Annotated in this window: 21 protein-coding genes; 9 read left to right on the top strand and 12 right to left on the bottom strand. The window is 68.9% G+C overall.

The genetic code is table 11. The features are described 5' to 3' along the window. Positions 1–111 precede the first annotated feature (111 nt). From ABS642_RS12610 to ABS642_RS12585, 6 genes are all read left to right on the top strand, one after another. Positions 112–2118: a beta-galactosidase gene (locus ABS642_RS12610; protein WP_350350334.1), complete on the top strand. Its 2007-nt coding sequence runs from the start codon at positions 112–114 to the stop codon at positions 2116–2118. 69 nt (positions 2119–2187) lie between these two features. Continuing rightward, positions 2188–3414 carry an extracellular solute-binding protein gene (locus tag ABS642_RS12605; protein ID WP_350350333.1) on the top strand — a complete coding sequence of 409 codons (1227 nt, stop codon included), beginning with the start codon at positions 2188–2190 and terminating at the stop codon, positions 3412–3414. Positions 3415–3481: 67 nt separating this feature from the next. After that, entirely contained in the window at positions 3482–5104 is a 1623-nt protein-coding gene (locus tag ABS642_RS12600; protein ID WP_350350332.1) for an ABC transporter permease subunit, read from the top strand. Beyond that, positions 5104–6015, top strand: coding sequence for an ABC transporter permease subunit (locus tag ABS642_RS12595; RefSeq protein ID WP_350350331.1), 912 nt, complete (start codon positions 5104–5106; stop codon positions 6013–6015). Before ABS642_RS12600 ends, ABS642_RS12595 begins: the two co-directional genes overlap by 1 nt. Before the next feature lie 70 nt (positions 6016–6085). Then, entirely contained in the window at positions 6086–8854 is a 2769-nt protein-coding gene (locus ABS642_RS12590; RefSeq protein ID WP_350350330.1) for a glycosyl hydrolase 53 family protein, read from the top strand. Positions 8855–9066: 212 nt separating this feature from the next. Beyond that, positions 9067–9870 (top strand): tryptophan-rich sensory protein, encoded by an 804-nt coding sequence (locus tag ABS642_RS12585; protein ID WP_350350329.1) that lies wholly within the window; start codon positions 9067–9069, stop codon positions 9868–9870. Between the two features lie 343 nt (positions 9871–10213). Here the strand turns inward: ABS642_RS12585 and ABS642_RS12580 are convergent, their stop codons facing one another. The 6 genes from ABS642_RS12580 to ABS642_RS12555 form a co-directional block, all read right to left on the bottom strand. After that, positions 10214–10885: a response regulator gene (locus tag ABS642_RS12580; protein ID WP_350350328.1), complete on the bottom strand. Its 672-nt coding sequence runs from the start codon at positions 10883–10885 to the stop codon at positions 10214–10216. Further along, complete coding sequence (locus ABS642_RS12575) at positions 10882–13455, bottom strand: ATP-binding protein (RefSeq protein WP_350350327.1); 2574 nt, start codon at positions 13453–13455, stop codon at positions 10882–10884. Before ABS642_RS12575 ends, ABS642_RS12580 begins: the two co-directional genes overlap by 4 nt. Further along, positions 13452–14075, bottom strand: coding sequence for a potassium-transporting ATPase subunit KdpC (gene kdpC, locus ABS642_RS12570; RefSeq protein WP_350350326.1), 624 nt, complete (start codon positions 14073–14075; stop codon positions 13452–13454). Before kdpC ends, ABS642_RS12575 begins: the two co-directional genes overlap by 4 nt. Before the next feature lie 82 nt (positions 14076–14157). Next, positions 14158–16350 (bottom strand): potassium-transporting ATPase subunit KdpB, encoded by a 2193-nt coding sequence (gene kdpB, locus ABS642_RS12565; RefSeq protein WP_350350325.1) that lies wholly within the window; start codon positions 16348–16350, stop codon positions 14158–14160. A 1-nt stretch (position 16351) separates the two neighbouring features. Then, entirely contained in the window at positions 16352–18031 is a 1680-nt protein-coding gene (kdpA, locus tag ABS642_RS12560) for a potassium-transporting ATPase subunit KdpA (RefSeq protein WP_350350324.1), read from the bottom strand. Continuing rightward, positions 18031–18120, bottom strand: a complete 90-nt coding sequence (locus ABS642_RS12555) for a potassium-transporting ATPase subunit F (RefSeq protein ID WP_136055757.1) — start codon at positions 18118–18120, stop codon at positions 18031–18033. Before ABS642_RS12555 ends, kdpA begins: the two co-directional genes overlap by 1 nt. A gap of 381 nt (positions 18121–18501) precedes the next feature. Here ABS642_RS12555 and ABS642_RS12550 point away from each other — a divergent pair, with 381 nt between their 5' ends. The 3 genes from ABS642_RS12550 to ABS642_RS12540 are packed head-to-tail and all read left to right on the top strand — an operon-like array spanning position 18502 to position 20231. After that, a complete protein-coding gene (locus tag ABS642_RS12550) occupies positions 18502–19608 on the top strand; it encodes an SLC13 family permease (RefSeq protein ID WP_350353436.1) in 1107 nt (368 codons plus the stop codon). 33 nt (positions 19609–19641) lie between these two features. Next, complete coding sequence (locus ABS642_RS12545) at positions 19642–19863, top strand: antitoxin (protein WP_350350323.1); 222 nt, start codon at positions 19642–19644, stop codon at positions 19861–19863. After that, positions 19860–20231 carry a type II toxin-antitoxin system PemK/MazF family toxin gene (locus ABS642_RS12540; protein ID WP_350350322.1) on the top strand — a complete coding sequence of 124 codons (372 nt, stop codon included), beginning with the start codon at positions 19860–19862 and terminating at the stop codon, positions 20229–20231. The genes ABS642_RS12545 and ABS642_RS12540 overlap by 4 nt, the downstream gene beginning before the upstream one ends. Positions 20232–20240: 9 nt before the next feature. Here the strand turns inward: ABS642_RS12540 and ABS642_RS12535 are convergent, their stop codons facing one another. The 6 genes from ABS642_RS12535 to ABS642_RS12510 form a co-directional block, all read right to left on the bottom strand. Further along, positions 20241–20369 (bottom strand): hypothetical protein, encoded by a 129-nt coding sequence (locus ABS642_RS12535; protein WP_350350321.1) that lies wholly within the window; start codon positions 20367–20369, stop codon positions 20241–20243. A gap of 68 nt (positions 20370–20437) precedes the next feature. Then, entirely contained in the window at positions 20438–21145 is a 708-nt protein-coding gene (locus tag ABS642_RS12530; RefSeq protein ID WP_350350320.1) for a ThuA domain-containing protein, read from the bottom strand. Between the two features lie 29 nt (positions 21146–21174). After that, complete coding sequence (locus ABS642_RS12525; RefSeq protein ID WP_282214897.1) at positions 21175–23244, bottom strand: APC family permease; 2070 nt, start codon at positions 23242–23244, stop codon at positions 21175–21177. Between the two features lie 87 nt (positions 23245–23331). Next, entirely contained in the window at positions 23332–23691 is a 360-nt protein-coding gene (locus tag ABS642_RS12520) for a nuclear transport factor 2 family protein (protein WP_350350319.1), read from the bottom strand. 65 nt (positions 23692–23756) lie between these two features. Further along, on the bottom strand, positions 23757–24974 hold the full coding sequence (locus tag ABS642_RS12515) for a HAMP domain-containing sensor histidine kinase (protein WP_350350318.1): 1218 nt from the start codon (positions 24972–24974) through the stop codon (positions 23757–23759). A gap of 1 nt (position 24975) precedes the next feature. Continuing rightward, positions 24976–25641: a response regulator transcription factor gene (locus ABS642_RS12510; protein WP_350350317.1), complete on the bottom strand. Its 666-nt coding sequence runs from the start codon at positions 25639–25641 to the stop codon at positions 24976–24978. Positions 25642–25709: the final 68 nt, after the last annotated feature.

Genomic DNA, 25709 nt, shown 5'->3' with positions numbered 1-25709 from the left:
GTAGAACTGAGACCGGTCCCAGCCAAAGCCCTGGCAAGACCTGAGACCGGTCCCAGCTCTGCGTTACGTCTAGGACCTGCACCGCAACCGCACCGACCCGATGGAGTGCCGATGACCGTCCCCCACGCCTGGCCAGCTCTGAGCGGAATCGCCTACGGCGGCGACTACAACCCCGAGCAGTGGTCGCGCGAGACCTGGGACGAGGACGTCGTACTGATGCGCGAGGCCGGAGTCACGCTGGTGAGCGTCGGCATCTTCTCGTGGGCGCTGATCGAGACCGCAGCGGGCGAGTTCGACTTCACGTGGCTCGACGACCTGCTCGACCTGCTGCACACCAACGGCATCGCGGTCGACCTCGGAACCCCGACCGCCTCGCCGCCGGCCTGGTTCTTCGCGAACCACCCCGACGCGCAGGTGATCGATCGCGACGGGCGCAGGATGGGTTTCGGCTCACGCGGCATGGCCTCGCACTCCTCGCCGGCCTACCGCGAGGCGATCGTGCGGATCGCGGATGCCCTCGCCGCCCGCTACGCGCAGCATCCGGCCGTCGTGCTCTGGCATGTCCACAACGAGTACGGCGTCCCCGTCGGGGAGGACTACTCCCCGCACGCGGCCGTCGCCTTCCGGACCTGGCTCCAGGAGAAGTACGGCACGCTCGACGCGCTCAACAGTGCCTGGGGCACGGCGTTCTGGGGCCAGCACTACATCGACTGGGGGCACGTGAACCCGCCGACGATCGCGCCGAGCGTCGTCAACCCGGCGCAGCGCCTCGACTTCGCACGGTTCACCGACCACCAGCTGCGGGCCTGCTTCATCGCCGAGCGCGACGCGATCCGCGCCCACGCCACGCAGCCCATCACCACGAACTTCATGGCGAACCAGAGCTGGACCACCGATCTCTGGGCGTGGGGTCGCGAGGTCGACATCGTCTCCGACGACCACTACCTGTGGGCCGCCGATGAGGATGCGCACATCGGCCTGGCCATCGCCGCCGATCTCAGCCGCTCGGTCGGCGGTGGCAAGCCGTGGATCCTCATGGAGCACTCGACATCGGCCGTGAACTGGCAGCCCCGCAACATCGCGAAGCGCCGCGGCGAGATGGCGCGCAACTCGTTCACGCATCTCGGGCGCGGCGCCGACGGCATCCTGTTCTTCCAGTGGCGCGCCGGGCGCTCCGGCGCCGAGAAGTTCCACTCCGCCATGCTCCCGCACGCCGGCACCGACTCGCGGGTGTTCCGGGAGGTCACCACGCTCGGCGCCGATCTTGGTCGCCTCGACGAGCTGCAGGGCAGCACGGTGCGCGCCGAGGTCGCCATCCTCTGGGACTTCGAGTCGTTCTGGGCGCAGGACCTCGAGTGGCGGCCGACCGAGGACGTCACGCACGCCGCGCAGGTGCGCCGCTTCTACGAGCAGCTCTGGCGCGATGGCATCACGGTGGATTTCGCCCTGCCCGGCCACGATCTCTCCGGCTACCGGCTCGTGGTCGCCCCCGCGCAGTACCTGCTGAGCACGGCGGATGCCGCGAACCTGACGTCCTACGTGGAAGGCGGCGGCACCCTGCTGGTGTCGTTCTTCTCGGCCATCGTCGACGAGAACGACGCCGTGCACGATGGCGGCTTCGTCGCTCCGCTGCGGGACGCGCTCGGTCTCACGGTCGAGGAGTTCCTGCCTCTCCGTGAAGGCGAGAGCCACGGCCTCGACGGCGCGGGCTTCGACGACGTGATCGCCGACGTGTGGCAGGAGGACATCGCGCTCGAGGGCGCCGAGGTCATCGCACGCTTCGGCGGCGGCCCCGGTGAAGGAGAGCCGGCGCTCACCCGCCACCGGCACGGCGCGGGCACCGGTTGGTACGTTGGCACACGCCTGGATGCCGCCGGCATGCGCGCCCTGCTGCACGCTGTCTACGCGGATGCGGGGGTCGCTCCGGCGAACCTCCCCGACGGGCTCGAGGTGATCGCGCGCCATGGCGACGACGCCGTCTACCGCATCGCGGTCAACCACCGCGAGGAAGACGTCGAGCTCGGGGCCTTCGGCACCGAGCTCCTCAGTGGCACCGAGATCTCGGGCGCCCTGACGATCACCGCCGGCGGCGTCGCCGTCATCCGCACCACCCCCTGAACCCACCGCACACCACCCCGGTCGCGATGACGCGAAGCGCATCGTCGGCCATGACAGATAGGAAAACGCATGCGCAAGCACATCGGAGTCGGCGCACTCGCACTGGTCGCGGCCGTCGTCCTGGCAGGTTGCTCCGCCGGAGCATCAGACAACGGTGACGACGCCACGTCGGGCGACGGCGCTGAACTCGTCATCTGGACGGATGCCGAGCGCGAAGCCGCGATCACATCCGCAGCCGAGGCTTTCGAGGAGGAGACCGGCGCGAAGGTCACCCTCGTGCCGAAGAACTTCGAGGATCTCCGCAACGACTTCATCGCCCAGGTCCCGACCGGCGAAGGCCCCGACATCACGGTCGGCGCGCACGACTGGCTCGGCGCGCTCGTCGCCGCGGGTGTCGTCGACACGATCGACCTCGGCGACAAGGCATCCGAATTCGAACAGGTCGCCCTCGATGCGATGACTTACGACGGCCAGCTGTATGCGCTGCCGTACTCGCTCGAGACGATCGCCCTGGTGCAGAACGTGGACCTCGTCGGCGCAGAGGCGCCGGCGACCTGGGAGGACATGATCGCGAAGGGGCTGGCCGCCGGCACCGAGCGTCCGTTCGTCATCAACACCGCCGGTGAGACCGGCGACGGCTACACGATGTACGGTCTGCAGACCTCGTTCGGCGCCCCCGTCTTCGTGCAGGACGACACCGGCTCGTACACGAGCGAGGTCGGCATGGGCGGCGCACCCGGCGAGGCGTTCGCCGCCTGGCTCGGCGCGAACGGCGCCAACGGCACGGGCTACATCTCCACCACCATCGACTACGACATCAACAACGAGCTGTTCGCCTCGGGCAAGGCCCCTTACACGATTCAGGGACCGTGGGCGATCAGCTCCTATGAGGGCGTCGAGGTCGCGGTGAACCCGATCCCATCCGCCGGCGGCGAGCCGGCGGCTCCGTTCGTCGGTGTGCAGGGTTTCTACCTGTCGAGCAAGAGCAAGAACGCCCTCCTCGCCCAGGAGTTCCTGGTGAACTACCTCGGCACCGAAGAGGCACAGCGTGCGCTGTACGAAGCCGACCCGCGCATCCCTGCCTGGTCGACGCTCGCCGAGGAGGTCTCGTCCGACCCGATCACCGCCGGTTTCGTGGCCTCCGCACAGGGGGGTGTCCCGATGCCGTCGATCCCGGAGATGGGTTCGGTCTGGGATCTGTGGAACGCCGCGCAGGTGCAGATCATCAACGGTGCCGACCCGGCATCGACCTGGAACACCATGGTCGCCGACCTCGAGACGACGCTCGCGGGTTGACCCGATCGACATTGCCCGGTCGTTGAGCGAGGGAGCGAAGCGACCGGGCATGGACAGGACTGACGACATGACCATCCAGGCACCGCCCGCGCAGGCACCGGTCCCGCGCCTCACACCATCGCGCGAATCCCATGCCCGCCGCTTCGCCGGCCTCGGCTGGGGCTTCCTCATCAAACTCGCACTGATGGCGCTGGTCAACGCCTTCGGGATCATGACCGCGATCTCAGCCTGGAGCGCCCAGTCCTGGGTCGTCCTCGGGGTCGTCGTGCTGCTCGTCGTGATCGCCGACTGGGTGTACTTCACGCGCCGCGCACTGCCGCTGAAGTACCTGATGCCCGGCTTGATCTTCCTGCTCGTCTTCCAGGTCTTCATCTTCGGGTACACGGCGTACATCGCCTTCACGAACTACGGAACCGGCCACGTCGGCACTCAGGAGCAGGCGGTGGAGGCCGCGCTGATCCAGGGCGAGCGCCGCATCGACGGCTCGGCCGACTACCCGCTGACGATCGTGCAGCGCGGCGAGGAGCTCGGGTTCGCGATCGCGGACGAAGACGGCGACGTGCGGGTCGGCTCGGCGTCGGAACCGCTCGCGGCGGCATCCGGAGCGGAGATCGGAACAGCCGGCGCACCCAGCGAGGTACCGGGCTGGACCGTCGTCCCCCGTGCTTCCGTGCTCACCGACGCCGCCCTCGGCGAGGCGATCAAGAACCTCCGTGTGCCCGTGTCGGATGACCCGAACGACGGCTCGATCCGCACCAGGGAGGGATCGACGGGCTCGGTGTACGAGCCGACACTGGTCTGGGATGCCGCGGCGCAGACCATCACCGATACGCAGACCGGCACGGTCTACACGGCCACGGAGCTGGGCGCTTTCGTCGCGGACGACGGCACCGCGTTGCCGACGGGCTGGTCGGTGAACGTGGGTTTCGCGAACTTCGTGAAGCTGTTCTCCGATTCTTCGCTCGCGGGCACTCTGCTCAGCGTCACCGTGTGGACCTTCGTGTTCGCGATCCTCTCGGTCGTGCTGAGCTTCGCCGTCGGCCTCGGTCTCGCCATCGTCTACAACGACCCGCGAGTGAAGGGCCGCCGGTTCCTGAGGGCACTGTTCATCCTCCCCTACGCCTTCCCGGCGTTCATGGCCACGCTGCTGTTCCGCGGCATGTTCAACGCCGAGTTCGGGGTGATCAACGAGCTGTTCTTCTTCGGCTCGAACATCAACTGGCTCGGCGACCCCTGGCTCACCCGCGGCGCCGTGATCTTCGTGAACGTGTGGCTCAGCTATCCGTACTGGTTCCTCGTGTGCACGGGCGCGCTGCAGTCGCTGCCGGGGGACACCCTCGAAGCGGCGGAGATCGACGGAGCCAACAAGCTGCAGCGCTTCCGCTCGATCGTCCTGCCGCTGCTGCTGGTCTCGACCGCGCCGCTGCTGATCGCCTCGTTCGCGGTGTCGTTCAACAACTTCACCGTGATCTACACCTTCAACAACGGTGGTCCCTCGATCGCGGGTGCTCCCTACGCGCTCGGCTCGACCGACATCCTCGTCTCCGCGATCTACGACGTCTCCGGCGTCTCGGGAGGTGCGGCCGACTACGGCCTCGCGAGCGCACTGTCCATCATCGCCTTCATCGTGGTCGGTCTCATCTCCGCGCTGAGTTTCCGTCAGACCCGCAAGCTCGAGGAGTACCAGTGATGAGTGAGACCAGAGTCATCGTGACCGGTTCGCCGCAGAAGACGGACGCCGCGCGTGCGGGTGCGCGTCGGCGCCGGTGGTGGGGCGAGGTCGGCTGGAAGTACTTCCTCGCCGCCGTCGTGCTGTTCTTCGCGGCCTTCCCGCTCGTCTATGTGCTGTCGGCATCGCTGAACCCGAACGGCAGTCTCGCCGCGTCGAGCGCCCTGTTCGGCGCGCTGGATCCGGCCAACTACATCGCCCTCGGACAATCCCGTTACTGGGTGTGGTTCGGCAACACCCTGCTGATCGGCGGCGTCACCGCGATCGGTTCGGTGCTGATGGGTGCGTGCGGCGCCTACGCCTTCTCGCGGTTCCGGTTCAGCGGACGACGGGCGAGCCTGACGACGCTGCTCGTGCTGCAGATGTTCCCGCAGGCGCTCGCGTTCATCGCGATCTTCCTCATGCTGCAGACGGTCGGGGAGGTGGTGCCCGCGCTCGGCATCAACTCGAAGATCGCGCTGATATGCGTGTACCTCGGCGGAGCGCTCGGAGCCAACACCTTCCTGATGTACGGCTTCTTCAACACGATCCCCGTCGAGATCGACGAGTCGGCGAAGATCGACGGCGCCACGCATGCGCAGATCTTCTGGCGGCTGATCATGCCGCTCGTGGTGCCGATCCTCGCCGTCGTCGCACTTCTGGCTTTCCTCGCCGCCTTCGGCGACTTCATCCTCTCGAAGATCATCCTCACCTCCGAGGACAACTGGACGCTCGCGGTCGGCATGTACCAGTGGGTCTCCAACCAGCTGACCTCCCGGTGGGGGCTGTTCGCCGCCGGAGTCGTCGTCGCCGCCGTTCCCGTCCTCGCCCTGTTCTTCTCGCTGCAGAAGTACATCGTCGGCGGGCTCACCCAAGGATCCGTCAAGGGCTGATCCGCATCCCCTCACCTGGGTTCCTGAGCCTGTCGAAGGGCCCGCCGCACTCACCTCCCGAAAGGCCGTCATGCACCGTCGCACGCGTTCTCTCCTCTCCACCGCGCTTGCCGCCGCCACTGCGATCACCCTGATCGGTGTCGCCGTGCCGGCGGCCGGAGCCACGCCTCCGGCATCCGCTCTCCGCTCCGCCGCGACGGCGGAACCCGTGGAGGCCACCATCACCGTCCCGCGCGTCGAGAACCTGCCGGACGACTTCATCGGCGGCGTCGACGTCTCTTCGGTGCTTTCGCTCGAGGACTCCGGCGTGATCTTCCGTGACCGGCAGGGAGAACCCGGCGACCTGTTCGAGCTCCTCGCCGGTGCCGGCGTGACCGATGTGCGCGTGCGGGTATGGAACGACCCGTTCGACGCGAACGGGAACGGGTACGGCGGTGGCGACGTCGACGTCGATCGAGCGATCGAGATCTCCGAGCGGGCGACGGACGCCGGGCTCGGCGTGCTCATCGACTTCCACTACTCCGACTTCTGGGCGGATCCGGCCAAGCAGCAGGCGCCGAAGGCGTGGGCAGGGATGACGGCCGACGAGACGGCAGCCGAGGTGGAGGCCTTCACGCGCGATGCCGTGCGGCGGATCGTGGCCGCGGGCGTCGACCTGCGCATGGTGCAGATCGGCAACGAGACGAATAACGGCGTCGCCGGGCTGCAAGGCTGGGACGATATGGCGAAGGTCTTCTCCGCCGGGTCCGCGGCGGTGCGCGCCGAGGCGCCGGACGTGCTCGTCGCCCTGCATTTCACGAACCCCGAGCGGGCCGGCTTCTATGCGGATGCCGCCGCGCAGCTCGACCATCGAGACGTCGACTACGACGTGTTCGCCTCGTCGTACTACCCGTTCTGGCACGGAACCACAGAGAATCTCACGGCCGTGCTGACTCACGTCGCCGAGACCTACGGCAAGAAGGTCATGGTCGCCGAGACCTCGTGGGCGTACACCCTCGACGACGGCGACGGCCATGGCAACACGATCAAGACGGCCGACCAGGCGACGCAGTTCCCGGTGAGCGTGCAGGGCCAGGCGAGCGCGGTGCGCGCGGTCGTCCAGGCTGTCGCCGACGTGGGTGAGGCCGGCATCGGCGTGTACTACTGGGAGCCGGCGTGGCTTCCGGTCGGTGCGCCCGCGCAGGTCGAGACGAACAAGCTGCTGTGGGAGCGCGACGGGTCGGGCTGGGCGACCAGCTTCGCCGGGGAGTACGACGCCCACGATGCGGGGCAGTGGTACGGCGGTTCGTCGTGGGAGAACCAGGCGCTTTTCGGCTATGACGGCACGGCATCCGATGCGCTGAACATCTTCTCGTACGTGCGCACCGGGGCCGTCGCGCCTCGGGAGATCGAGGGCGTCGATCCCGTCGTCCTCACGCTCACCGAGGGGGAGGAGGTCGAGCTGCCCGACGAGGTGTCCGTCCGCTACAACGACGGGACGACCGAGTCGCACCCGGTGACGTGGTCGGGGGCCCAGCAGTACATCGAGGGCGCAGGCGACTACACGATCGCCGGGGTCACGGATGCGGGGCTGAAGGCCTCGGCCGCCGTCACCGTCTCGGCGCGGAACTTCCTGCGCAACCCCGGCTTCGAGGAGACCGACACGAGCATGTGGACGACGACGGGATCGGGTCTGACACTGCGATCGTGGGACGACCCGCACGGCGGTACCCGGTTAGGGCACTTCTACTCGGCATCCGCGTACGCGTTCGAGCTGTCGCAGACGGTGACGGGCCTTGCGGAAGGTTCGTATATCGCGCGTGCTGCGCTGCAGGGCGACGGGGAGGGCGCCGATGGACGCGTGAGTCTTTCGCTCTCCGCACCAGGAACGACTCCCGCATCGGCGGACTTCGCGCTCGGTGGCTGGCGGGTGTGGTCGACTCCTGCCACGGCGGCGGTCGAGGTCGGTGCCGACGGCACTCTGACAGTCCGGATCGCGGCCGCTCTGCCCGCAGGGGCGTGGGGCACGCTCGACGATCTCGAACTGGTGCGGATGCCGGAGCCGGGCGCCGACACGACGTCACTGCAGGTGCAGCGGGATGTCGCCGCGGCGGTGGACCCCGCGCTGTATGTCGAGGAGTCCACTGCGAGACTTGCGGGGGCGATCCCGCGTGCGGACATCGTGCTCGGCGCGGCGAGCCCGTCTGCGGAAGCCGTGGCCGGCGCGCTCGCCGAGGTGAACGCTGCCCTCGACGCGCTGGTGCTGCGCGATGCGGCGACCGCGGCTCCCGCCCGTGGAGTGCTCTCGCACGACAACGGGCATGACACGGGACTGCTCGACGGTGACTTCACGGTGACGATGAACCTGTGGTGGGGGCAGAACGCGACGAGACTCCGGGTGTTCGAGAACGGCGCGATGATCGCGACAGTCCCTCTGACCTACGGCGGCACCGCGGCGCAGAAGGCGCAGGTCCCGGTGAGCGGCAAGGCGAACGGCACCTACGTGTACACGGGAGAACTCGTGAACTCGCGCGGCACGACGGCGGTACTGCCGATCACGTTGACGGTGAAGGATGCCGCTCCGGGCACGCCGGTGCTGTCGGCGGACAACCATGACCGGGACGGGTCGTACACGATGACGGCGAACCTGTGGTGGGGGACGAACGCGACCTCCTACCGTTTGTTTGAGGACGGCGTACTGCTCGCGGAGGGGGAGCTCTCCGCGAAGACACCGGCCGCGCAGCAGGTCTCGGTGCCCGTGACCGGACGCCCGGCCGGCACGCACTCGTACCGGATCGAGTTCGTCAATGCCGCAGGCGTCAGCGAGAGCAAGGTACTGGCCGTGAAGGTGACGCATTGACCCGGTTCTGAGCGGCCGGAGGGGGACATCTGTCGGGAGATGTGACGGATGCCGGGTCGGATCACGGCGTGTCGCCCGGCATCCGTGCATAGGCCCGGCATCTGTCCCCGCGCGGACTCGCGAACCTCGTGTGTGTCTTACCTGGTTAGCGAGTTGGATGCCGGTTGTCAATCCTCCTGCCGCGCGCGCAGGGGGAGGCTACTGTCGCAGCCATGGAATCCCGGACGCAGGACATCATCCGCCAGACCGTGATCATCGCCTCGGCATCCTTCATGCTGATCGCCGCCGCCGTCGGCTCCGGCGCCTTCGGAGGCACGTCGGTGGACGAGCTGCAGGACGGCGCCCTCTCGGCGCAGGGGTCGTACCTCGCCCCGGCCGGGCCTGCCTTCTCGATCTGGTCCCTGATCTACCTCGGACTGATCGCGTACACGGTGTGGCAGGCGCTCCCGCCCCAGCGCGCGGACGAGCGTCAGCGAGCTGTCGGCGGATGGGTCGCGGCGACCATGGTGCTGAACGGCCTCTGGCTCGTGACCGCGCAGTTCCTGACGCTGGTCCTCACCTGGATCGTCATCGCCCTGCTGCTCGCGACGATCGCGCGGGTCATCGTCCTGCTGGGGCGTTTCCCGGCGAAGAACCTCGCCGACCGCATCCTCACCGACGGTGCGAACGGCCTCCATTTCGGGTGGGTCACCATCGCGACCGTCGCCAACATCACCGCGTGGCTCACGCAGACGGTTCCTTCGAGCTGGGGTGATCAGGCCGAGGTCTGGGCCGTCGCCGTGCTGGTGGTCGTGCTCGTGATCGGCGCGGCATCCGCGTGGTTCACCGGACGGATCGCTCCGGCGCTCGCGACCGCGTGGGGTCTCGCCTGGCTGGCCGTCGGCCGCCTCACGGGCGAGCCGGAGAGCACCACGACCGCGATCACGGCGATCATCGTCGCGGTGCTGCTCGTCGTCGCCGGTGTCGTGGCGGTGCTGCGGGGCCGCGCGAGTGCGGGCGCGTCAGCTCGGGCCTAGAACGTCCATCGTTCGAGTCGCCGCCGTCGCGGTGGTGGCACGTCGTGCCGGAATGCGCCCCGGATCCCGACAACAGGTGTCAGGTCCGTCCCGCTCGCCCGGGCCGTGGGGGCACCTCGTGTCGGAATGCGGGCGCGAATCCGACAAGAGGTGTCAGGTCCGCAAGGCCCCGACGGCCCCTTCGACAAGCTCAGGGACCCAAGACCCGCAGGCTCCGGGATCAAGATCCTGGGTCGCTGAGCTTGTCGAAGCGTCTCGACGGGCAGCCCCTTCGACAAGCTCAGGGACCCAAACAGTCGCCCAGGGATCGACCACCTGGGTCGCTGAGCTTGTCGAAGCGTGCCTAGAACACGAGCCGGTAGCCCATCCCCGACTCGGTGAGCAGGTGCACCGGCGCGCTCGGCTCCTGCTCGAGCTTCTTGCGCAGCTGCGACATGTAGAGCCGCAGATAACCGGAGTCGGAGACCTGCTCGCTTCCCCAGATCTCCTTGAGCAGATCCTGCCGTGTGACGAGAGCGCCCGGATGCCGCGACAGGTGCTCCAGCATCCGCCATTCGGTGGGTGTGAGGTGCACGCGTGAGCCGCCCCGGGTCACCGTCTTCGTCGAGAGATCCACGACGACATCGGAGAACGTCACGACCGACTCGCCCCCGGCGGGAGCGGACCGACGCGAGAGCGCTCGCAGCCGCGCCAGCAGCTCGTCCACCTGGAACGGCTTCGTGACGAAGTCGTCGGCCCCGGCATCCAACGCTTCGACCTTGTCGGCGGAGCCGGTGCGGCCGGACACCACGATGATCGGCACGTTCGTCCAACCGCGCAGCGCCTGGATCACCTCGATGCCGTCGAGCCTCGGCATCCCGAGGTCGAGCATGATGAGGTCCGGATGCGTCTGCGCAGCGACCGCGATTGCGGCCGCTCCGTCCGCTGCGACGACGACCTCGTAGCCGTGCGCCGCCAGGGTGATCCGCAGCGCCCGCACCATCTGCGGGTCGTCGTCGGCGATGAGGAGCTTCACTCCATCTCCTCCAAGTCGGTGGACCCTGCAGCCAGCGGCAGGGAGATGACCATCGTGAGGCCGCCACCAGGCGTGTCCTCGGGTGTCAGAGTACCGCCCATGCCCTCGGTGAATCCGCGCGACAGCGCGAGTCCGAGACCGAGTCCTGTGGTGTTGTCGGTGTCGCCGAAGCGCTGGAACGGCTGGAAGATGCTGTCGCGGCGTTCGGGGGCGACTCCGGCACCACGGTCGATGATGCGGATTTCGGCGCGGTCGCCGAGGGTGCTCGTTGAGACGCGCACGCGGCTGCCTTCGGGGGCATGACGGTGGGCGTTGGCGAGCACGTTCACGAGCACCCGCTGCAGGAGCACCGGGTCGGCCTGGAGCGCGGGGAGGGTCGGATCGAGGGAGAGCTCCACATCGGACGGACCGAAGCCGAGCTCGTCGACCGCCGCGAGGATCGGGGCCGTCGCCTCCAGCCGGGTCGCCGACACCGCCAGTACTCCTGCCTGCACGCGACTCACGTCGAGCAGATCGGTGACGAGGGCCGACAGTGTCGCGAGGCTCTCGTCGGCCGTGGCGAGCAGTTCGGCGCGATCGGATGCCGACAGCTCATGCGCCCCGCGCAGACCGCCGATCGCGGCGACGGCAGAAGCCAGCGGGCGGCGGATGTCGTGGCTGACCGCCGACAGCAGCGCGCTGCGCACCTGGTCGGTCTCGGCGAGGGCCTCGGCTTCGAGCGCGGTCGCGCGCAGGTCTGTGTGCTCGATCGCGGCCGCGAGCTGCGCGACGATCGCGTCCAGCAGGCGGCGCTCGGGGCCGGCGAGCGGGGCGCCGTTGAGCTCGAGCACGGCACGGGGTGTGCCGTTCGCGCCGACGCCGACCGGGATCGTCGTGGCGCGGCCGTCGGCCACAGGCTCGCCGTCTCTCGCGAGCACCTCGCCGTCAGGAGAGAGGAGGCGCACGCCGCTGAGACCGAACGCCTCGCGGGTGCGGCTCACGAGGGCCAGCACCGCATTGTCGCCGCGCAGCACATTGCCGGCGACGGCGGCGAGCAGCTCCGCCTCGGCCGCGGCGCGCTGGGCGGTGCGCGCCCGCCGCGCCGCCTGGTCGACGATGATGCTCACCAGGATCGCGATGACGACGTAGAGAGCGAGGGCGAGCACATGCAGCGGATGCGCGATCGTGATCGTGAAGAGCGGGGCGACGAAGAGGAAGTCGAGCGTGACACCCGAGAGCACCGCCGCGAACACGGCAGGGCGGATGCCGCCGATGAGGGCGACGACCACGACCAGAAGCTGGTAGGCGAGAACCTCGGACGTGATCGATTCCGGGCTGCGGAACGTGAACATGATCCAGGAGAGCAACGGCCCGAACACGAGGGCGACGGCGAGGCCGAGCACCTGGCGGCGCCAGCCGAGTGCGCCGCCGGTCATGCGCGGGAGCGCGAGCCTTCCGCCGGCCGCGGCGTGGGTGACGATGTGCACGTCGATGTCGCCGGATCGACGGATGACCTCGGCGCCGATGCCGGGTCCGGTGAGCGCGGCCGTGAGGCGTCCGCGCCGGCTGACGCCGATGACGAGCTGCGTGGCGTCGGCACCCTGGGCGAATTCGACGAGCGTCGCGGGGATGTCGTCGCCGACGACCTGGTGGTAGCTGCCGCCGAGCGACTCGACGAGCGTGCGCTGCGCGGCGAGGGCGCCGGGGGTCTCGGTGCGCAGGCCGTCCTGCGCGGACACGTGCACGGCCAGCAGCTCTCCGCCCGCCGAGCGTGCGGCGATCCTGGCGCCGCGGCGCAGCAGGGTCTCGCCCTCCGGCCCGCCGGTGAGCGCGACGACCACCCGCTCGCGCGCCTGCCAGGTGCCCTCGATGCCCTGCTCGGCGCGGTAGCTGCGCAGCGCACTGTCGACCTCGTCGGCGAGCCAGAGGAGCGCGAGCTCTCGGAGCGCGGTGAGGTTGCCGAGGCGGAAGTAGTTCGACAGCGCCGCGTCGATGCGCTCTGCCGGGTAGACGTGGCCGGCGGAGAGCCGATCCCGCAGCGACTGCGGGGCGAGGTCGACGACCTCGATCTCGTCGGCCGCGCGGACGACGGCATCCGGGATCGTCTCCTGCTGCGCGACGCCGGTGATCTTCTCGACCACCGCGTTCAGGGACTCGACGTGCTGCACGTTGACGGTCGTGATCACGTCGATTCCGGCGGCGAGCAGCTGATCGACGTCCTGCCAGCGCTTCGGATGCCGCGAGCCGGGACTGTTCGTGTGGGCGAGCTCGTCGACGAGCGCGATCTCGGGCGATCGAGCGAGGACCGCGTCGAGGTCGAGTTCGGTCAGCGGAACGCCGCGGTGCAGGTCGACGCGACGAGGGACCTCTTCCAGGCCGACGGTCTGGGCGAGCGTCGCGGCGCGGTCGTGGGTCTCGACGATGGCGATGACGACGTCGTGCCCCTCCTCGCGGAGTCGTCGCCCTTCGGCCAGCATCTCGAAGGTCTTGCCGACACCGGGAGCGGCGCCGAGGAGCACGCGGAGGCGGCCCCTGGACCCGTGAGCCCGACTGGGTCCCTGAGCTTGTCGAAGGGTCGGCCCGTCCGTCATGCGCCCTCCCCGTCATCCAGCGCGAGATTGAGTTCGGCGACGTTGATGCGCTCCTCGCCGAGGAATCCCAGATCCCGCCCTTGAATCCTAGACTCCACGACGGCGCGGACGTCCTGTTCGCTCATGCCTCGGGCTTCGGCGACGCGCGGCACCTGCAGCAGCGCGTACGCGACGCTGATGTGCGGGTCGAGACCGGAGCCGGATGCCGTCACCGCGTCGGCCGGAACCTCGTCGGGCGAGACGCCCTCGCGCTCCGCGATCGCTGTCTTCCGCTCCTCGATCGCGGCGACGAGGTCGGGGTTCTCGGGGCCGAGGTTGCTGCCGCTCGAGGCGGCGCCGTCGTACCCGTCGCCGGCCGCCGAGGGGCGGGACTGGAAGTACTCGGGCAGAGCCTCGCCGTCGGCAGTGCCTGTGCTGAGCCCCGTCGAAGTAAAGGACTGGCCGATCAGGGCGCTGCCCTTGTCGTCGGGAAGTGCGGAGCCGTTCGCCTGCGCCGGAAGCAGCAGCTGCCCGATACCGGTGACGAGCAGCGTGTAGCCGACGCCCAGGACGAGGGTGAGGACGAGCATCGCGCGGACGGCGACGCCCGTGGTCCGGACGGCGGTGCGGGTGGAGGACATGTGTGGAACCTTTCGACGTGCGGGGTGGGGCCCTTCGACAGGCTCAGGGACCCAACCTGGGGTCGCTGAGCCTGTCGAAGCGTCAGAATCCGGGGATCAGGCTGACGACGAGGTCGATGAGCTTGATACCGATGAACGGCGCGATCACGCCGCCGAGGCCGTAGATCAGCAGGTTGCGCTGCAGGATCTGCGAGGCGCTCGCCGGGCGGTACTTCACTCCGCGGAGGGCGAGCGGGATGAGGAAGACGATCACGATCGCGTTGAAGATGATCGCGCTGGTGACAGCGGATGCCGGGGAGTGCAGCTGCATGATGTTGAGGGTGGCGAGTCCGGGGAAGACGCCCATGAACATCGCCGGGATGATCGCGAAGTACTTCGCGACGTCGTTGGCGAGCGAGAACGTCGTGAGCGCCCCGCGCGTGATCAGCAGCTGCTTGCCGATGCGCACGATGTCGATCAGCTTGGTCGGATCCGAGTCGAGGTCGACCATGTTGCCGGCCTCCTTCGCGGCCGAGGTTCCGGTGTTCATCGCGACCCCGACATCGGCCTGCGCGAGGGCCGGAGCATCGTTCGTGCCGTCGCCGGTCATCGCGACGAGGCGTCCGCCCTCCTGCTCGCGGCGGATCAGCTCGAGCTTCTGCTCGGGCGTGGCCTCGGCGAGGAAGTCGTCGACACCGGCCTCCGCGGCGATCGCCTTGGCGGTGAGCGGGTTGTCGCCCGTGATCATGACGGTGCGGATGCCCATGCTGCGCAGCTCGTCGAATCGCTCGCGCAGGCCGTCCTTGACGATGTCCTTGAGGTGCACGACCCCGAGGATGCGGTCGGCGTCGGCGGTATCGGTCGTTGAGCGAGCGGAGCGAGACGAAACGCCTTCCGGTCCCTTCACCGCGACGACGAGGGGGGTTCCGCCGCTGGAGGCGACGGCATCCGTCAGAGATGTCAGCTCCGTGTCGTCGCCCCCGAGCCCGAGCCAGGCGCGCACGGCGGAGCCGGCACCCTTGCGGATCTGCGTGCCGTCGGCGAGATCGAGGCCGCTCATGCGCGTCTGCGCGGTGAACGGCACGATGACGGCATCCGTCGGCTGTTCGACCCGGATGCCGCGGCTCGCGGCCAGCTCGACGATCGAGGCGCCTTCGGGAGTCGGGTCGGCGAGCGACGAGAGGGCCGCGATGCGCAGCAGCTCGGCGTCTCCCACGCCCTGAAGCGGCAGCACCTCGTGTGCGCGACGGTTGCCGTAGGTGATGGTGCCGGTCTTGTCGAGCAGCAGTGTCGTCACGTCTCCGGCCGCCTCGACCGCTCGTCCCGACATCGCCAGCACGTTGCGCTGCACGAGGCGGTCCATGCCCGCGATGCCGATGGCCGAGAGCAGCGCCCCGATGGTCGTCGGGATGAGGCACACGAGCAGCGCGATGAGGACCGGGATGCTGACGGGCGACGCGGCGTACGACGCGATCGGGTTGAGGGCGAGGACGACCACCACGAACACGATCGAGAGGCTCGCGAGCAGGATGTTCAGCGCGATCTCGTTCGGTGTGCGCTGCCGGCTCGCGCCTTCGACGAGGGCGATCATGCGGTCGACGAAGGTCTCGCCCGGCTTGGAGGTGATGCGCACCACGATCCGGTCGGACAGCACGCGGGTGCCGCCGGTGACGGCGCTGCGGTCGCCGCCCGACTCGCGGATGACCGGGGCGCTCTCGCCCGTGATCGCCGACTCATCGACGGTCGCGATGCCGGCGATGATGTCGCCGTCGCCGGGGATGAGCTCACCCGCCGTCACGATCACGATGTCGTCGCGCTGGAGTTCGGCCGACGAGACCTCGACCACCTCGGCCGATTCGGCGAGCGGATCGCTCGACATATCGTGGGCGACGACCCGTCGCGCCATGGTGCTCGTCCGGGTCTTGCGCAGGGTCGCGGCCTGGGCCTTGCCGCGGCCCTCGGCCACGGACTCGGCGACGTTCGCGAACAGTACGGTGAGCCACAGCCACACCGCGATGCCCCAGGTGAACGGGGCGGGGACGGGCGTTCCACCGGAGTCGGCGGGACCGCCCAGGAACGGCTCCGCGATCGCGAGCACCGTGGTGAAGGCGGCGCCGACCCAGACCAGCAGCATCACGGGGTTGCGCACGAGCGCGGTCGGGTTCAGCTTGCGCAGCGCTCCAGGGAGCGCCTGCACGAGCTGTGCCCATCCGAAGGCGCGGGCAGGCGCCTCGGCCGTCGAGCGAGCGGAGCGAGACGAAACGTCAGGCTCGTGAACGTCGGTATCGATTGTCATGTCAGACGAGTCCTTCAGCGAGGGGTCCCAGCGCGAGCACCGGGAAGTAGGTGAGTGCGGTGACGATGACCGTCACGGCGAGGAGGAGGCCGACGAACTGCGGCCGGTGAGTGGGCAGCGTGCCCGAGGTGGCGGGGACCCGCTCCTGTGCGGCGAACGAGCCAGCCAGGGCCAGCACGAGCACGATCGGCAGGAACCTGCCGAGCAGCATCGCCACGCCCAGGGCCGTGTTGAACCACGGGGTGTTGGCGGTGAGCCCGGCGAACGCCGAGCCGTTGTTGTTCGAGGCCGAGGTGAACGCGTAGAGCACCTCGCTCATGCCGTGCACGCCCGGGTTCAGGATGCTGGTCGACTCGACGTCCTCGCGGATGCCGGGGATCGCGAAGCTCAGAGCCGTACCGCCGAGGACGAGCGCCGGCACCACGAGGATGTAGAGGCTCGCGAGCTTGATCTCGCGCGGTCCGATGCGCTTGCCGAGGTACTCGGGGGTGCGGCCGACGAGCAGCCCGCCGACGAACACCGCGATGATCGCGAGCACCAGCATGCCGTACAGGCCAGAGCCCACGCCGCCGGGGGCGACCTCGCCGAGCATCATGTTCAGCAGCGGCATCATGCCGCCGAGGGCCGTGTACGAGTCGTGCATGGAGTTGACCGCGCCGGTGGACGTGAGCGTGCTGGCCGTGCCGAACAGCGTGGAGCCCAGGATGCCGAAGCGCGCCTCCTTGCCCTCCATCGCGGCTCCGGCGAGCTCTGGGGCGCTGCCTCGGCCGGCGAGTTCGAGCGCAGAGAGCGCGAACGTCGAGACGAGGAAGATCGTGCCCATGACCGCGGCGATGGCGTAGCCCTGGCGGTGGTCGCCGACCATGCGCCCGAAAGTACGGGGGAGCGCGAACGGGATGATGAGGATCAGCAGGATCTCGAGCAGGTTCGTGAACCCGCTGGGGTTCTCGAACGGGTGCGCCGAGTTGGCGTTGAAGAACCCGCCGCCGTTCGTGCCGAGGAGCTTGATCGCCTCCTGAGAGGCGACCGGACCGCCGGGGATCGTCTGCGTTCCGCCCGAGACCGTGGTGACGTCGGTGAAGCCGGCGAAGTTCTGGATGACGCCGCCCGCGAGCAGAGCCACCGCGCCGATCAGCGCGATCGGGAGCAGGAGGCGTCCGAGGCCGCGGGTCAGGTCGACCCAGAAGTTGCCGATCGTCGACGAGCCGCGGCGGGCGAGACCGCGGATCAGCGCGATCGCGATGGTGAGGCCGACCGCCGCCGAGACGAAGTTCTGCACGGTGAGCCCGGCGAGCTGAACGGCGTAGCCCATCGTCTGCTCCGGCGAGTACGACTGCCAGTTCGTGTTGGCGACGAAGGAGGCCGCGGTGTTGAACGCGAGTCCCTCCGGCACCGCGGGCAGGCCCAGCGACTGCGGCAGGAACGCCTGGAGCCGCTGCAGCGCGTAGACGAGGACGACGCCGACGACCGAGAAGGCGAGCACGCTGCGGGCGTAAGCACGCCAGGTCTGCTCGGACCGGGAGTCGACCCCGATCAGGCGGTAGAGGCCGCGCTCGACGCGGAGGTCGCGCGGGGTCGTGTAGACGTGGGCGATGTAGTCGCCGAGGGGGCGATACAGCAGGACGAGCACGACCACGACGGCCGTGACCTGCAGGATGCCGAACCAGATCGACGTATCCATCAGAACCTCTCCGGAGCGACGAGGGCGACCACGAGGTAGACGACGGCGGCGACCGCGAGGGCGGCGGCGATGATCTCGAAGACGATCACAGTCGCTCCACCCCCTTCGCGACCAGGGACACGAGGGCGAACAGCGCGAGAGTCAGCGCGATGTAGATGATGTCGAGCACGGAGTCGATACAACTCCCGTACGGTGCAGCATCCGTCGATCCTCACGGTTCCCCTACGGGTTCCGGCGCGACCCATGCGCGGCCCTCACGATGGGCGTCGACAAGGACCGCGTTCCGGTCGCAGTTGCTGCCGCCCTCTGCAGCGAAAGGCGGCGCGAACTGCGACCGGAACCTCGCGTGGCGGCACGAAGTGCGACCGGAAGAACCCTCGCGGTTCTAAGCTCACGGAGTGGGTGCGACCAGGCGGCGGATCGGGGCGGGGACGGTGATCGTCCTGACGCTCATCGTCACGGCCGCGATCATGCTCGTCAGCGGCATCCTGCCGAGTGCGGATGCCGGCGCCCTCGGCCTCCGCACAGCCCCGGTCCTCGGATTCGTGGTGGCCATCACGATCGTCGCCGAGCTCGCCCGTGATGCCGGCGTGTTCGACGTGCTCGCGCAGCGGCTCGCCCGCTGGGGACGCGGCCGCGTCGTCGCGCTGTGGGCATCGGTCGTCGCGCTCGCCGTGGTCAGCACCGTGTTCCTGTCGCTCGACACCACGGCCGTGATCGTGACGCCGGTCGTGGTGGTGCTCGCGCAGAGCATCGGCGTCTCCCCGCTGCCGTTCGCGCTCGCGACGGTGTGGCTGGCGAACACGGCATCCCTGGCTCTGCCCGTCTCGAACCTGACGAACCTGCTCGCCGCTCCCGCGATCGGCGCCGACCCCGCGGCGTTCCTCGCGCTCAGCTGGGCTCCGACGCTGGTCGGCGTGCTCATCCCGGTCGCGATCCTCACGGTCGTCCACCGCCGCACCCTCTTCGGGGCCTACCGTGTGCCGCAGCCGGGCACGCCGTCCGACCGCGTGCTGTTCTGGGGCGCGGTCGGGGTTTTGGTGGTGCTGCTGCCGCTGCTGACCCTCACGCATGACGTCTGGATCCCCGCCACGGTCGCGGCGCTCTCGATGCTCGTGCTCTTCGCCGTGCGTCGACGGCACGTCCTGCGGCTCGGGCTGGTGCCGTGGCAGGCGCTGGGCCTCGCGGCCGCGCTCTTCGTGCTGGTCGAGACCGCGCACGCCAACGGCATCCTGGACTTCCTGACGGACGTCGCGCCGGACGGCCACGGGGTGGGGGCGCTTCTCCAGCTCGCCGCGACGGGCGCTGCCGCCGCAAATGGCGTGAACAACCTCCCCGCCTATCTGATCCTCGAGCCCGCCGCGGGCGACCCCGTCGCGCTGATGGCGCTCCTGATCGGGGTGAACCTCGGCCCGCTCATCACGCCGTGGGCCTCGCTCGCGACGCTGCTCTGGCATCACCGCATCGTCGCGCTCGGCGTCACGATCAGCTGGCCGCGCTTCATGCTCTGGGGCGTCGTCGTGGCCGTGCCGACGGTGGCGGTCGCCGCCCTGGTGCTCGCCCTCGTCGCGGGGTAGTACATTACTTGCCACCCTGGTAGCATCGCGGCCATGAGCAATGCGAAGGTGAGCTTGAGTCTGAGTGTGAGCGACATCGCCTTCCTCGACACGGAGCAGCTGAGCGGGCGATACGCCTCGCGCTCCGCCGCTGTCCAGGATGCGGTGCGCCTGCTACGGGAGAGCCGACTGGCGGATGCCTACGCCCAGGCGTTCGGCGAGGGGTACGACGAGGAGTGGGACAGCGTAGCCGACGACGGACTGGCATCGGCGTGACCGACTCCACGATCTCCTTCCTCCGGCGGGGCCAGATCGTCCTCGTGTCGTTCGATCCTGCGACTGGAACCGAGGCGAACAAGACGCGGCCCGCAGTGGTCGTGAGCAACAACACGGCGAACGCCGTCGCCGTGCGGCGCGCCCACGCCACCGTGACGGTGGTGCCGATGACGTCGAACACGACGACCGTGCTTCCGTTTCAGGTGCTGCTGCCCGCCGCGGCCACCGGCCTTGATCGCGACTCCAAGGCGCAGAGCGAACAGGTCCGCACCATCTCGACAGCGCGGATCGTGCGTCCGATGGGGTGGGTTCCCGCCGAGATCATGGGCGCGATCGACGAGACGCTGCGGCTGCACCTCGCCCTGTGACGGAATCGGCTACGCCGACGGCGTCGACGTCGGGTTGCCTGCTTGAAGGTCGGCGAAGAGCCAGCCGAGGTCGACCTGAACGGTCTGCGGGAGGAAGACGGATGCCGGGTCGACGGTGTGCGAGTCGTGAATGGTCATACAAGCTATTGCCCGATCCCGGAAGAAAGGTTCACGGGAATTCGGACGGAGGCCGGTATCGGCCGCCGTTACGCTGAACTCCCGCGACTCGCCCACAGCAGCCCGCGCTCGACGATGGTGCGGACGTTCGCGTCGCGCAGCACATCCGGGTCGTGCCCAGGGGTGGCGACGAAGACGCGTCCGGCGCCCCAGGAGCGGGTCCACACCGCCGGCGAGGTCACGGGGCGGTGCCACGGCTGATCGGAGCGCGCCGGATGCGTCGTCGTGGCCAGCACGTCGTTGAGGTCGTCGTGCAGCACCCAGTACTGCTCGGTGGTGAGCGCGAAGTCGTCGATGCCGCGCGTGATGTCGTGATCGCGGCCGAGATCGGTGATGTCGATCGTGTGCGGCAGGAAGCTGTCGGCGCCGTCGCCGCGGATCTGCTCCGGTGCCTTCGCGGGGTGCTTGACGAACTGCCCGCCGACCAGCTGCAGGTAGTCGGAGTTGGCGCGGTACGAGTCGACGATGCCACCGTGCCAGCCCGCGAACCCCGTACCCGCGAGCACGGCATCGCGCAGACCCTTCACGGCGGCACCGGAGATCTCCGACATGGTCACGGACTGCACGATGAGATCGGTCTCCGCCATGGCGGCGGCATCCGCGTAGATCTCGGGGGACTCCTCGATCCTGACGTCGTAGCCGTTCTGCTCGAGGAACGGGACGAAGAGGTCCGTGGTCTCCACCGGCTGGTGTCCCGACCAGCCGCCGCGCACGATCAGGGCTCTGCGTGAGTTCATGCCCTCAGCCTAGGGATGCCGCGCCGCGATCACTCCTGAGGCGGACCGCCCGGGCGGTGTGCGCGCCGTCCCGAGACGACGACCGGGCGTCCGGCGCGTTCCTGTCCCGGCAGCGGCCGCGAGCGGCGCCCGTAGATGAGCTCGGAGGAGTCCAGCAGCCACGGCACGAGCGTGATCGACACCCCGTGCACGAGCATGAGCTGGTTGGCGAGGCGACGAGCGCGGCGGTTGTGCAGGAACGACTCCCACCAGTGGCCGACGATGTACTGCGGCAGGTACACGGTCACGACCGAGGAGCCGTGCTTGGCCCGGTATTGCTTGATGAACTGGGTCACCGGCTGTGCGAACGATCGGTACGGCGACTCGAGGATCACGAGCGGGATCGGCATCAGGTGGTCGGCCCACTGCTGCTGCAGCTCGCTGGCGTCATCCGCATCGACGGCGACGTGCACCGCGATCGTCTTGCCGTGCTTCGCGGCGACCGCGTAGTCGACGGCCTTCGCGACGGGCTTCTGCAGCTTGCTGACCATGACGATCGCGACGTCGCCCGTCGCGCCGAAGCGGGTGGTGTCGTCGATCGCGATCTCGTGGTCGACGTCGCGGTAGTAGCGCTTCACGCCCATCATCAGGAAGGCGAGGATCGGGATAGCGAAGAACACGAGATACGCGCCGTGGGTGAACTTGGTGATCGTCACGATCAGCAGCACGGCCACCGTCATGACGGCACCGGCGGAGTTGATGATGAGTCCCACCCTCGCGGAGCGGCGATCGGATGCTGCCGCGCCGGACGCGTCGTCGGGCGTGCGGAGGACGCGCCGCCAGTGCCGCACCATGCCGATCTGGCCAAGCGAGAACGAGACGAAGACGCCGATGATGTACAGCTGGATCAGTGTCGTCAGGCGCGCCTGGAACACCACGAGAACGATCATGGCGCCGATGCCGAGCAGGATCATGCCGTTCGAGAACACCAGGCGGTCTCCGCGGGTGTTCAGCGACTTCGGCGCGTAGCCGTCGCGGGCGAGGACCGCGCCGAGCAGCGGGAATCCGTTGAACGCCGTGTTCGCCGCGAGCAGCAGCACGCAGGCCGTCGCCGCCTGCACGATGAAGAACAGGATGCTGCCGCCGCCGAACGTCGCGCTCGCGATCTGCGCCATCAGGCTGGGCTGCGGATTCGCGCAGTCGAAGCCGATCAGGTCGCACGGATTCTCCGCGTAGTGCACGCCGGTGATCAGGGCCAGAGCGGTGAGCCCCGCGAACAGGCAGGCGGCGATCGAACCCATCAGCACGAGGGTCGACTGCGCGTTGCGCACCTTCGGGGTGCGGAACGCGGGCACGCCGTTCGACACGGCCTCCACGCCCGTGAGGGCGGAGCAGCCGCTCGAGAAGGCGCGCAGGATGAGGAGGATGACGGCGGCCTGGCTGAGATTCTCGGCCTGCACCGAGAACTCGGCGCTCGAGGCGATCGGAGCATCGCCGAGGAACGTGCGCACCAGTCCCGTCACGATCATGAAGGCGACCGAGGCGATGAACACGTAGGTCGGGATCGCGAAGACGAGCGACGCCTCGCGCACGCCGCGGAGGTTCACGATGATGATCAGGATGACGAATCCGACCGCCAGCTCCACGCGCAGCGGATCGAGCCCAGGCACGGCGGAGATGATGTTGTCCACGCCCGAGGCGACCGAGACGGCCACGGTCAGCACGTAGTCGACCAGTAGCGCGGCCGCGACGATCACGCCGGGGATCTCGCCGAGGTTCTTCGAGGCGACCTCGTAGTCGCCGCCGCCGGAGGGGTAGGCCTTGATGAGCTGCCGGTAACTCAGCACCACGACGATCAGCAGCAGGACGACCGCGGCGGCGACCAGGGGAGTGAACGACAGGAAGGTGAGTCCGCCGATCAGCAGGATCATCACGAGCTCCTGCGGCGCGTACGCCACCGAGCTCAGCGCGTCCGACGCGAAGATCGGCAGCGCCATCTTCTTCGGGAGCAGCTGGTCCTCGACCTGCTCACTCGTCAGCGGGTCGCCGATGAGGATGCGCTTGGCCCGCGGGGGTGAATCCGCGCCGTCCTTGATTTCGTCTGACACGTCCGGCGACACTACGCCTGCCGACGGCTTCCTCACGCCATCCTCACGGAATCCCTACGGCGTGTCGGGTGACCCTCACGGAATCCTTACGGGCCCGGGTCAGTCCTGATGCGGACGCGGCATGTACCACTCCGTGAACGCGGTCGCCCGACCCTCGGCATCGAGACGGACGACCCAGAGGTTCAGATAGTCGCGCTCCGCGCGGTATTGCGTGCGGCCCTGGATGAGCACGAGGCTCTCGTCCTCGTGGATGATCGACCACTCGAAGCTCCAGGTGCCCGGGTCGTCGAGATCCTCGAGCCAACCGGCCACGATGGCGGCCGGTCCCACCCGGGGTTCGGAGTCCGGACTGGTCAGGTATCGAGCGTCCTCGGCGAACAGCGCTCCGATCTGCTGCGCGTCGTTCGATCGCCACGCTTCGACGTATGCCTCGGTCCAGGTCTCTCCGGCGCTGCTCATGTGGTCAGTTGTAGACCGGGCCGGCAGGGGCGTCAAGACCGTGGCGGCCTGTGCACGCGAGGTGCTCAGGGGGCGTCGTCCGGTGGGAAGACCACCGTGGCGACGAGGCCGCCTTCCTCCCTCGCCGCGAAGCGGAGGGTGGCGTCGTGGCGGTCGGTGATGGCTTTCACGATCGACAGGCCGAGGCCGCGCCCCTTCGAGGTCGAAGCCGTGGATCGGCCACGCGCGCGGAAGAACGGGTCCGTGAGGGATTCGAGGTCGGCATCCGCGACGATGGCTCCGGAGTTCTCGACCCGCAGCTCGGCCCCGGTGCGCGGGCGTGACTCGGTCGTCACCCTGACCCAGCCGCCCGGCTCGTTGTGCCGGACGCCGTTCTGGATGAGGTTGAAGAGCAGCTGTCTCAGCAGCGACGCGTCGCCGGAGACCGGCGTCGTCGACAGCCGGTAGTCGATCCGCACGCCCGCGGCCTCCGCCTCCTCGGCGACCTCCGCCAACACGAACGTGGCGACCTGCTCCAGCTGGACGATGCCGTGATCCGCGCTCGCCGCATCGACCTCCGTCAGGTCGAGCAGGGACTCCACGGTGTCGATGCTGCGCTCGTTGGTCTCCCGCAGTCGCTCGAGCAGGGGACGCTCGTGCGCATCCGCTCCGCTGAGCGCCACGTCGAGCATCGCCCTGGTGGTGGCGAGAGGGGTGCGCAGCTCGTGCGAGGCGTTGGCCGCGAAACGACGATAGGTCCCGAAGGAGCGTTCGAGGCCCTCGAGCATCTCGTCGAAGGTGTCGGCCAGGTCGGTCAGCTCGTCCTTCGGGCCTGCGAGGGCGATCCGGTGGTCGAGGTGTCCGCGTGCCGCGCGGTGCGCGGCGGCGTTGACCTCCTGCAGCGGTCGGAGCATCCGTCCTGCCAGGGCCCAGCCGGCCCACGTTCCGCCGCCGGCGAGGAGCACCAGGAGGATCGCGGCGATGATCAGGATCAGCGTCTGCACGTCACTGCGCGAGGAGACGATCAGGCCGGGGATGGTCTCGGCCGCTGCGATGCCGGTGTCGTAGAGCGGTTCGGTCGGGGTGGTCTGCAGGGGTTCCGCCGTGGTCGCCGGCACGGCGAACGCATAAGTGGGCAGATACCCCACCACGACGTAGACGATCAGCATCATCAACGCACCGGCCAGCGTGAGGAGTCCGGCGTACGTGAGTGCGAGACGGGTCCGCAGCGTCAGCCGGAAACCCTCGACGCTCAGCTTCAGACGGTTCGGCTCCGTCGAGCCCGTCGGTCGTGTGGCGGACATGTCAGCCCGTCCGACCGATGACGTATCCGGCACCCGGCAGCGTCTCGATGACACGCGGTTCGCCCAGCTTCCGGCGCAGCGTGCTGATCGTGACCTTGACCGAGTTCGTGAACGGGTTGGCGTTCTCGTCCCATGCCTTCTCGAGCAGTCGTTCGGCACTCACGACCGTCCCCGGCTCCCGCATCAGCACCTCCAGGACCGCGAACTCCTTGCGGGTGAGGTTCACGAATCTCCCGGAGCGGGTCACCTCTCGCCGGATGGGGTTCAGACGCACATCGGCCGCTTCCAGGATCGGCGGCAGCGCGCTGAACCGGCGCCGGCTCAGCGCGCGCAGGCGGGCGATCAGCTCCGGGAACTGGAAGGGTTTCGCGAGGTAGTCATCCGCTCCCAGCGTGAGACCGTCGACCTTGTCGTCGAGCAGTCGAGCAGCGGTGAGCATCAGGATGGCCGGTCGATCGGGGTCGCGCGAGAGGCGCCGGCACACCTCGTCGCCGTGGATGACGGGAATGTCACGGTCCAGGAGCACGACGTCGTACTCGGTGTGCGCGACGGCTTCGAGCGCGGCCGCGCCGTCATCGGCGATGTCCGCGGATATCGCCTCCAGGCTCAGCTTCGCGTGGATGGCCTCCGCCAGGTAGCGCTCATCTTCGACAACCAGCACTCGCATCTCGAGTTCTCCTCACTCCTGATCACATGCAATCACTATGCAGGTTCGCGGAAGGTAAAGGGTTCTCT

Source organism: Microbacterium sp. A8/3-1 (genome assembly GCF_040267695.1).
Classification (GTDB): Bacteria; Actinomycetota; Actinomycetes; order Actinomycetales; family Microbacteriaceae; genus Microbacterium; species Microbacterium luteolum.
Note: the sequence above shows the minus strand (reverse complement) of the source record. Positions and strands in the feature narration are given on the sequence as shown.

Coding starts and splice junctions, on each gene's coding strand:
- ABS642_RS12585 (WP_350350329.1), top strand. CDS start 9,067: ATGGAATCCCGGACGCAGGACATCATCCGCCAGACCGTGATCATCGCC.
- ABS642_RS12545 (WP_350350323.1), top strand. CDS start 19,642: ATGAGCAATGCGAAGGTGAGCTTGAGTCTGAGTGTGAGCGACATCGCC.
- ABS642_RS12520 (WP_350350319.1), bottom strand. CDS start 23,691: ATGAGCAGCGCCGGAGAGACCTGGACCGAGGCATACGTCGAAGCGTGG.
- ABS642_RS12550 (WP_350353436.1), top strand. CDS start 18,502: ATGCTCGTCAGCGGCATCCTGCCGAGTGCGGATGCCGGCGCCCTCGGC.
- ABS642_RS12590 (WP_350350330.1), top strand. CDS start 6,086: ATGCACCGTCGCACGCGTTCTCTCCTCTCCACCGCGCTTGCCGCCGCC.
- ABS642_RS12535 (WP_350350321.1), bottom strand. CDS start 20,369: ATGACCATTCACGACTCGCACACCGTCGACCCGGCATCCGTCTTCCTC.
- ABS642_RS12515 (WP_350350318.1), bottom strand. CDS start 24,974: ATGTCCGCCACACGACCGACGGGCTCGACGGAGCCGAACCGTCTGAAG.
- ABS642_RS12575 (WP_350350327.1), bottom strand. CDS start 13,455: ATGACGGACGGGCCGACCCTTCGACAAGCTCAGGGACCCAGTCGGGCT.
- kdpB (WP_350350325.1), bottom strand. CDS start 16,350: ATGACAATCGATACCGACGTTCACGAGCCTGACGTTTCGTCTCGCTCC.
- kdpC (WP_350350326.1), bottom strand. CDS start 14,075: ATGTCCTCCACCCGCACCGCCGTCCGGACCACGGGCGTCGCCGTCCGC.
- ABS642_RS12605 (WP_350350333.1), top strand. CDS start 2,188: ATGCGCAAGCACATCGGAGTCGGCGCACTCGCACTGGTCGCGGCCGTC.
- ABS642_RS12600 (WP_350350332.1), top strand. CDS start 3,482: ATGACCATCCAGGCACCGCCCGCGCAGGCACCGGTCCCGCGCCTCACA.
- kdpA (WP_350350324.1), bottom strand. CDS start 18,031: ATGGATACGTCGATCTGGTTCGGCATCCTGCAGGTCACGGCCGTCGTG.
- ABS642_RS12595 (WP_350350331.1), top strand. CDS start 5,104: ATGAGTGAGACCAGAGTCATCGTGACCGGTTCGCCGCAGAAGACGGAC.
- ABS642_RS12510 (WP_350350317.1), bottom strand. CDS start 25,641: ATGCGAGTGCTGGTTGTCGAAGATGAGCGCTACCTGGCGGAGGCCATC.
- ABS642_RS12530 (WP_350350320.1), bottom strand. CDS start 21,145: ATGAACTCACGCAGAGCCCTGATCGTGCGCGGCGGCTGGTCGGGACAC.
- ABS642_RS12610 (WP_350350334.1), top strand. CDS start 112: ATGACCGTCCCCCACGCCTGGCCAGCTCTGAGCGGAATCGCCTACGGC.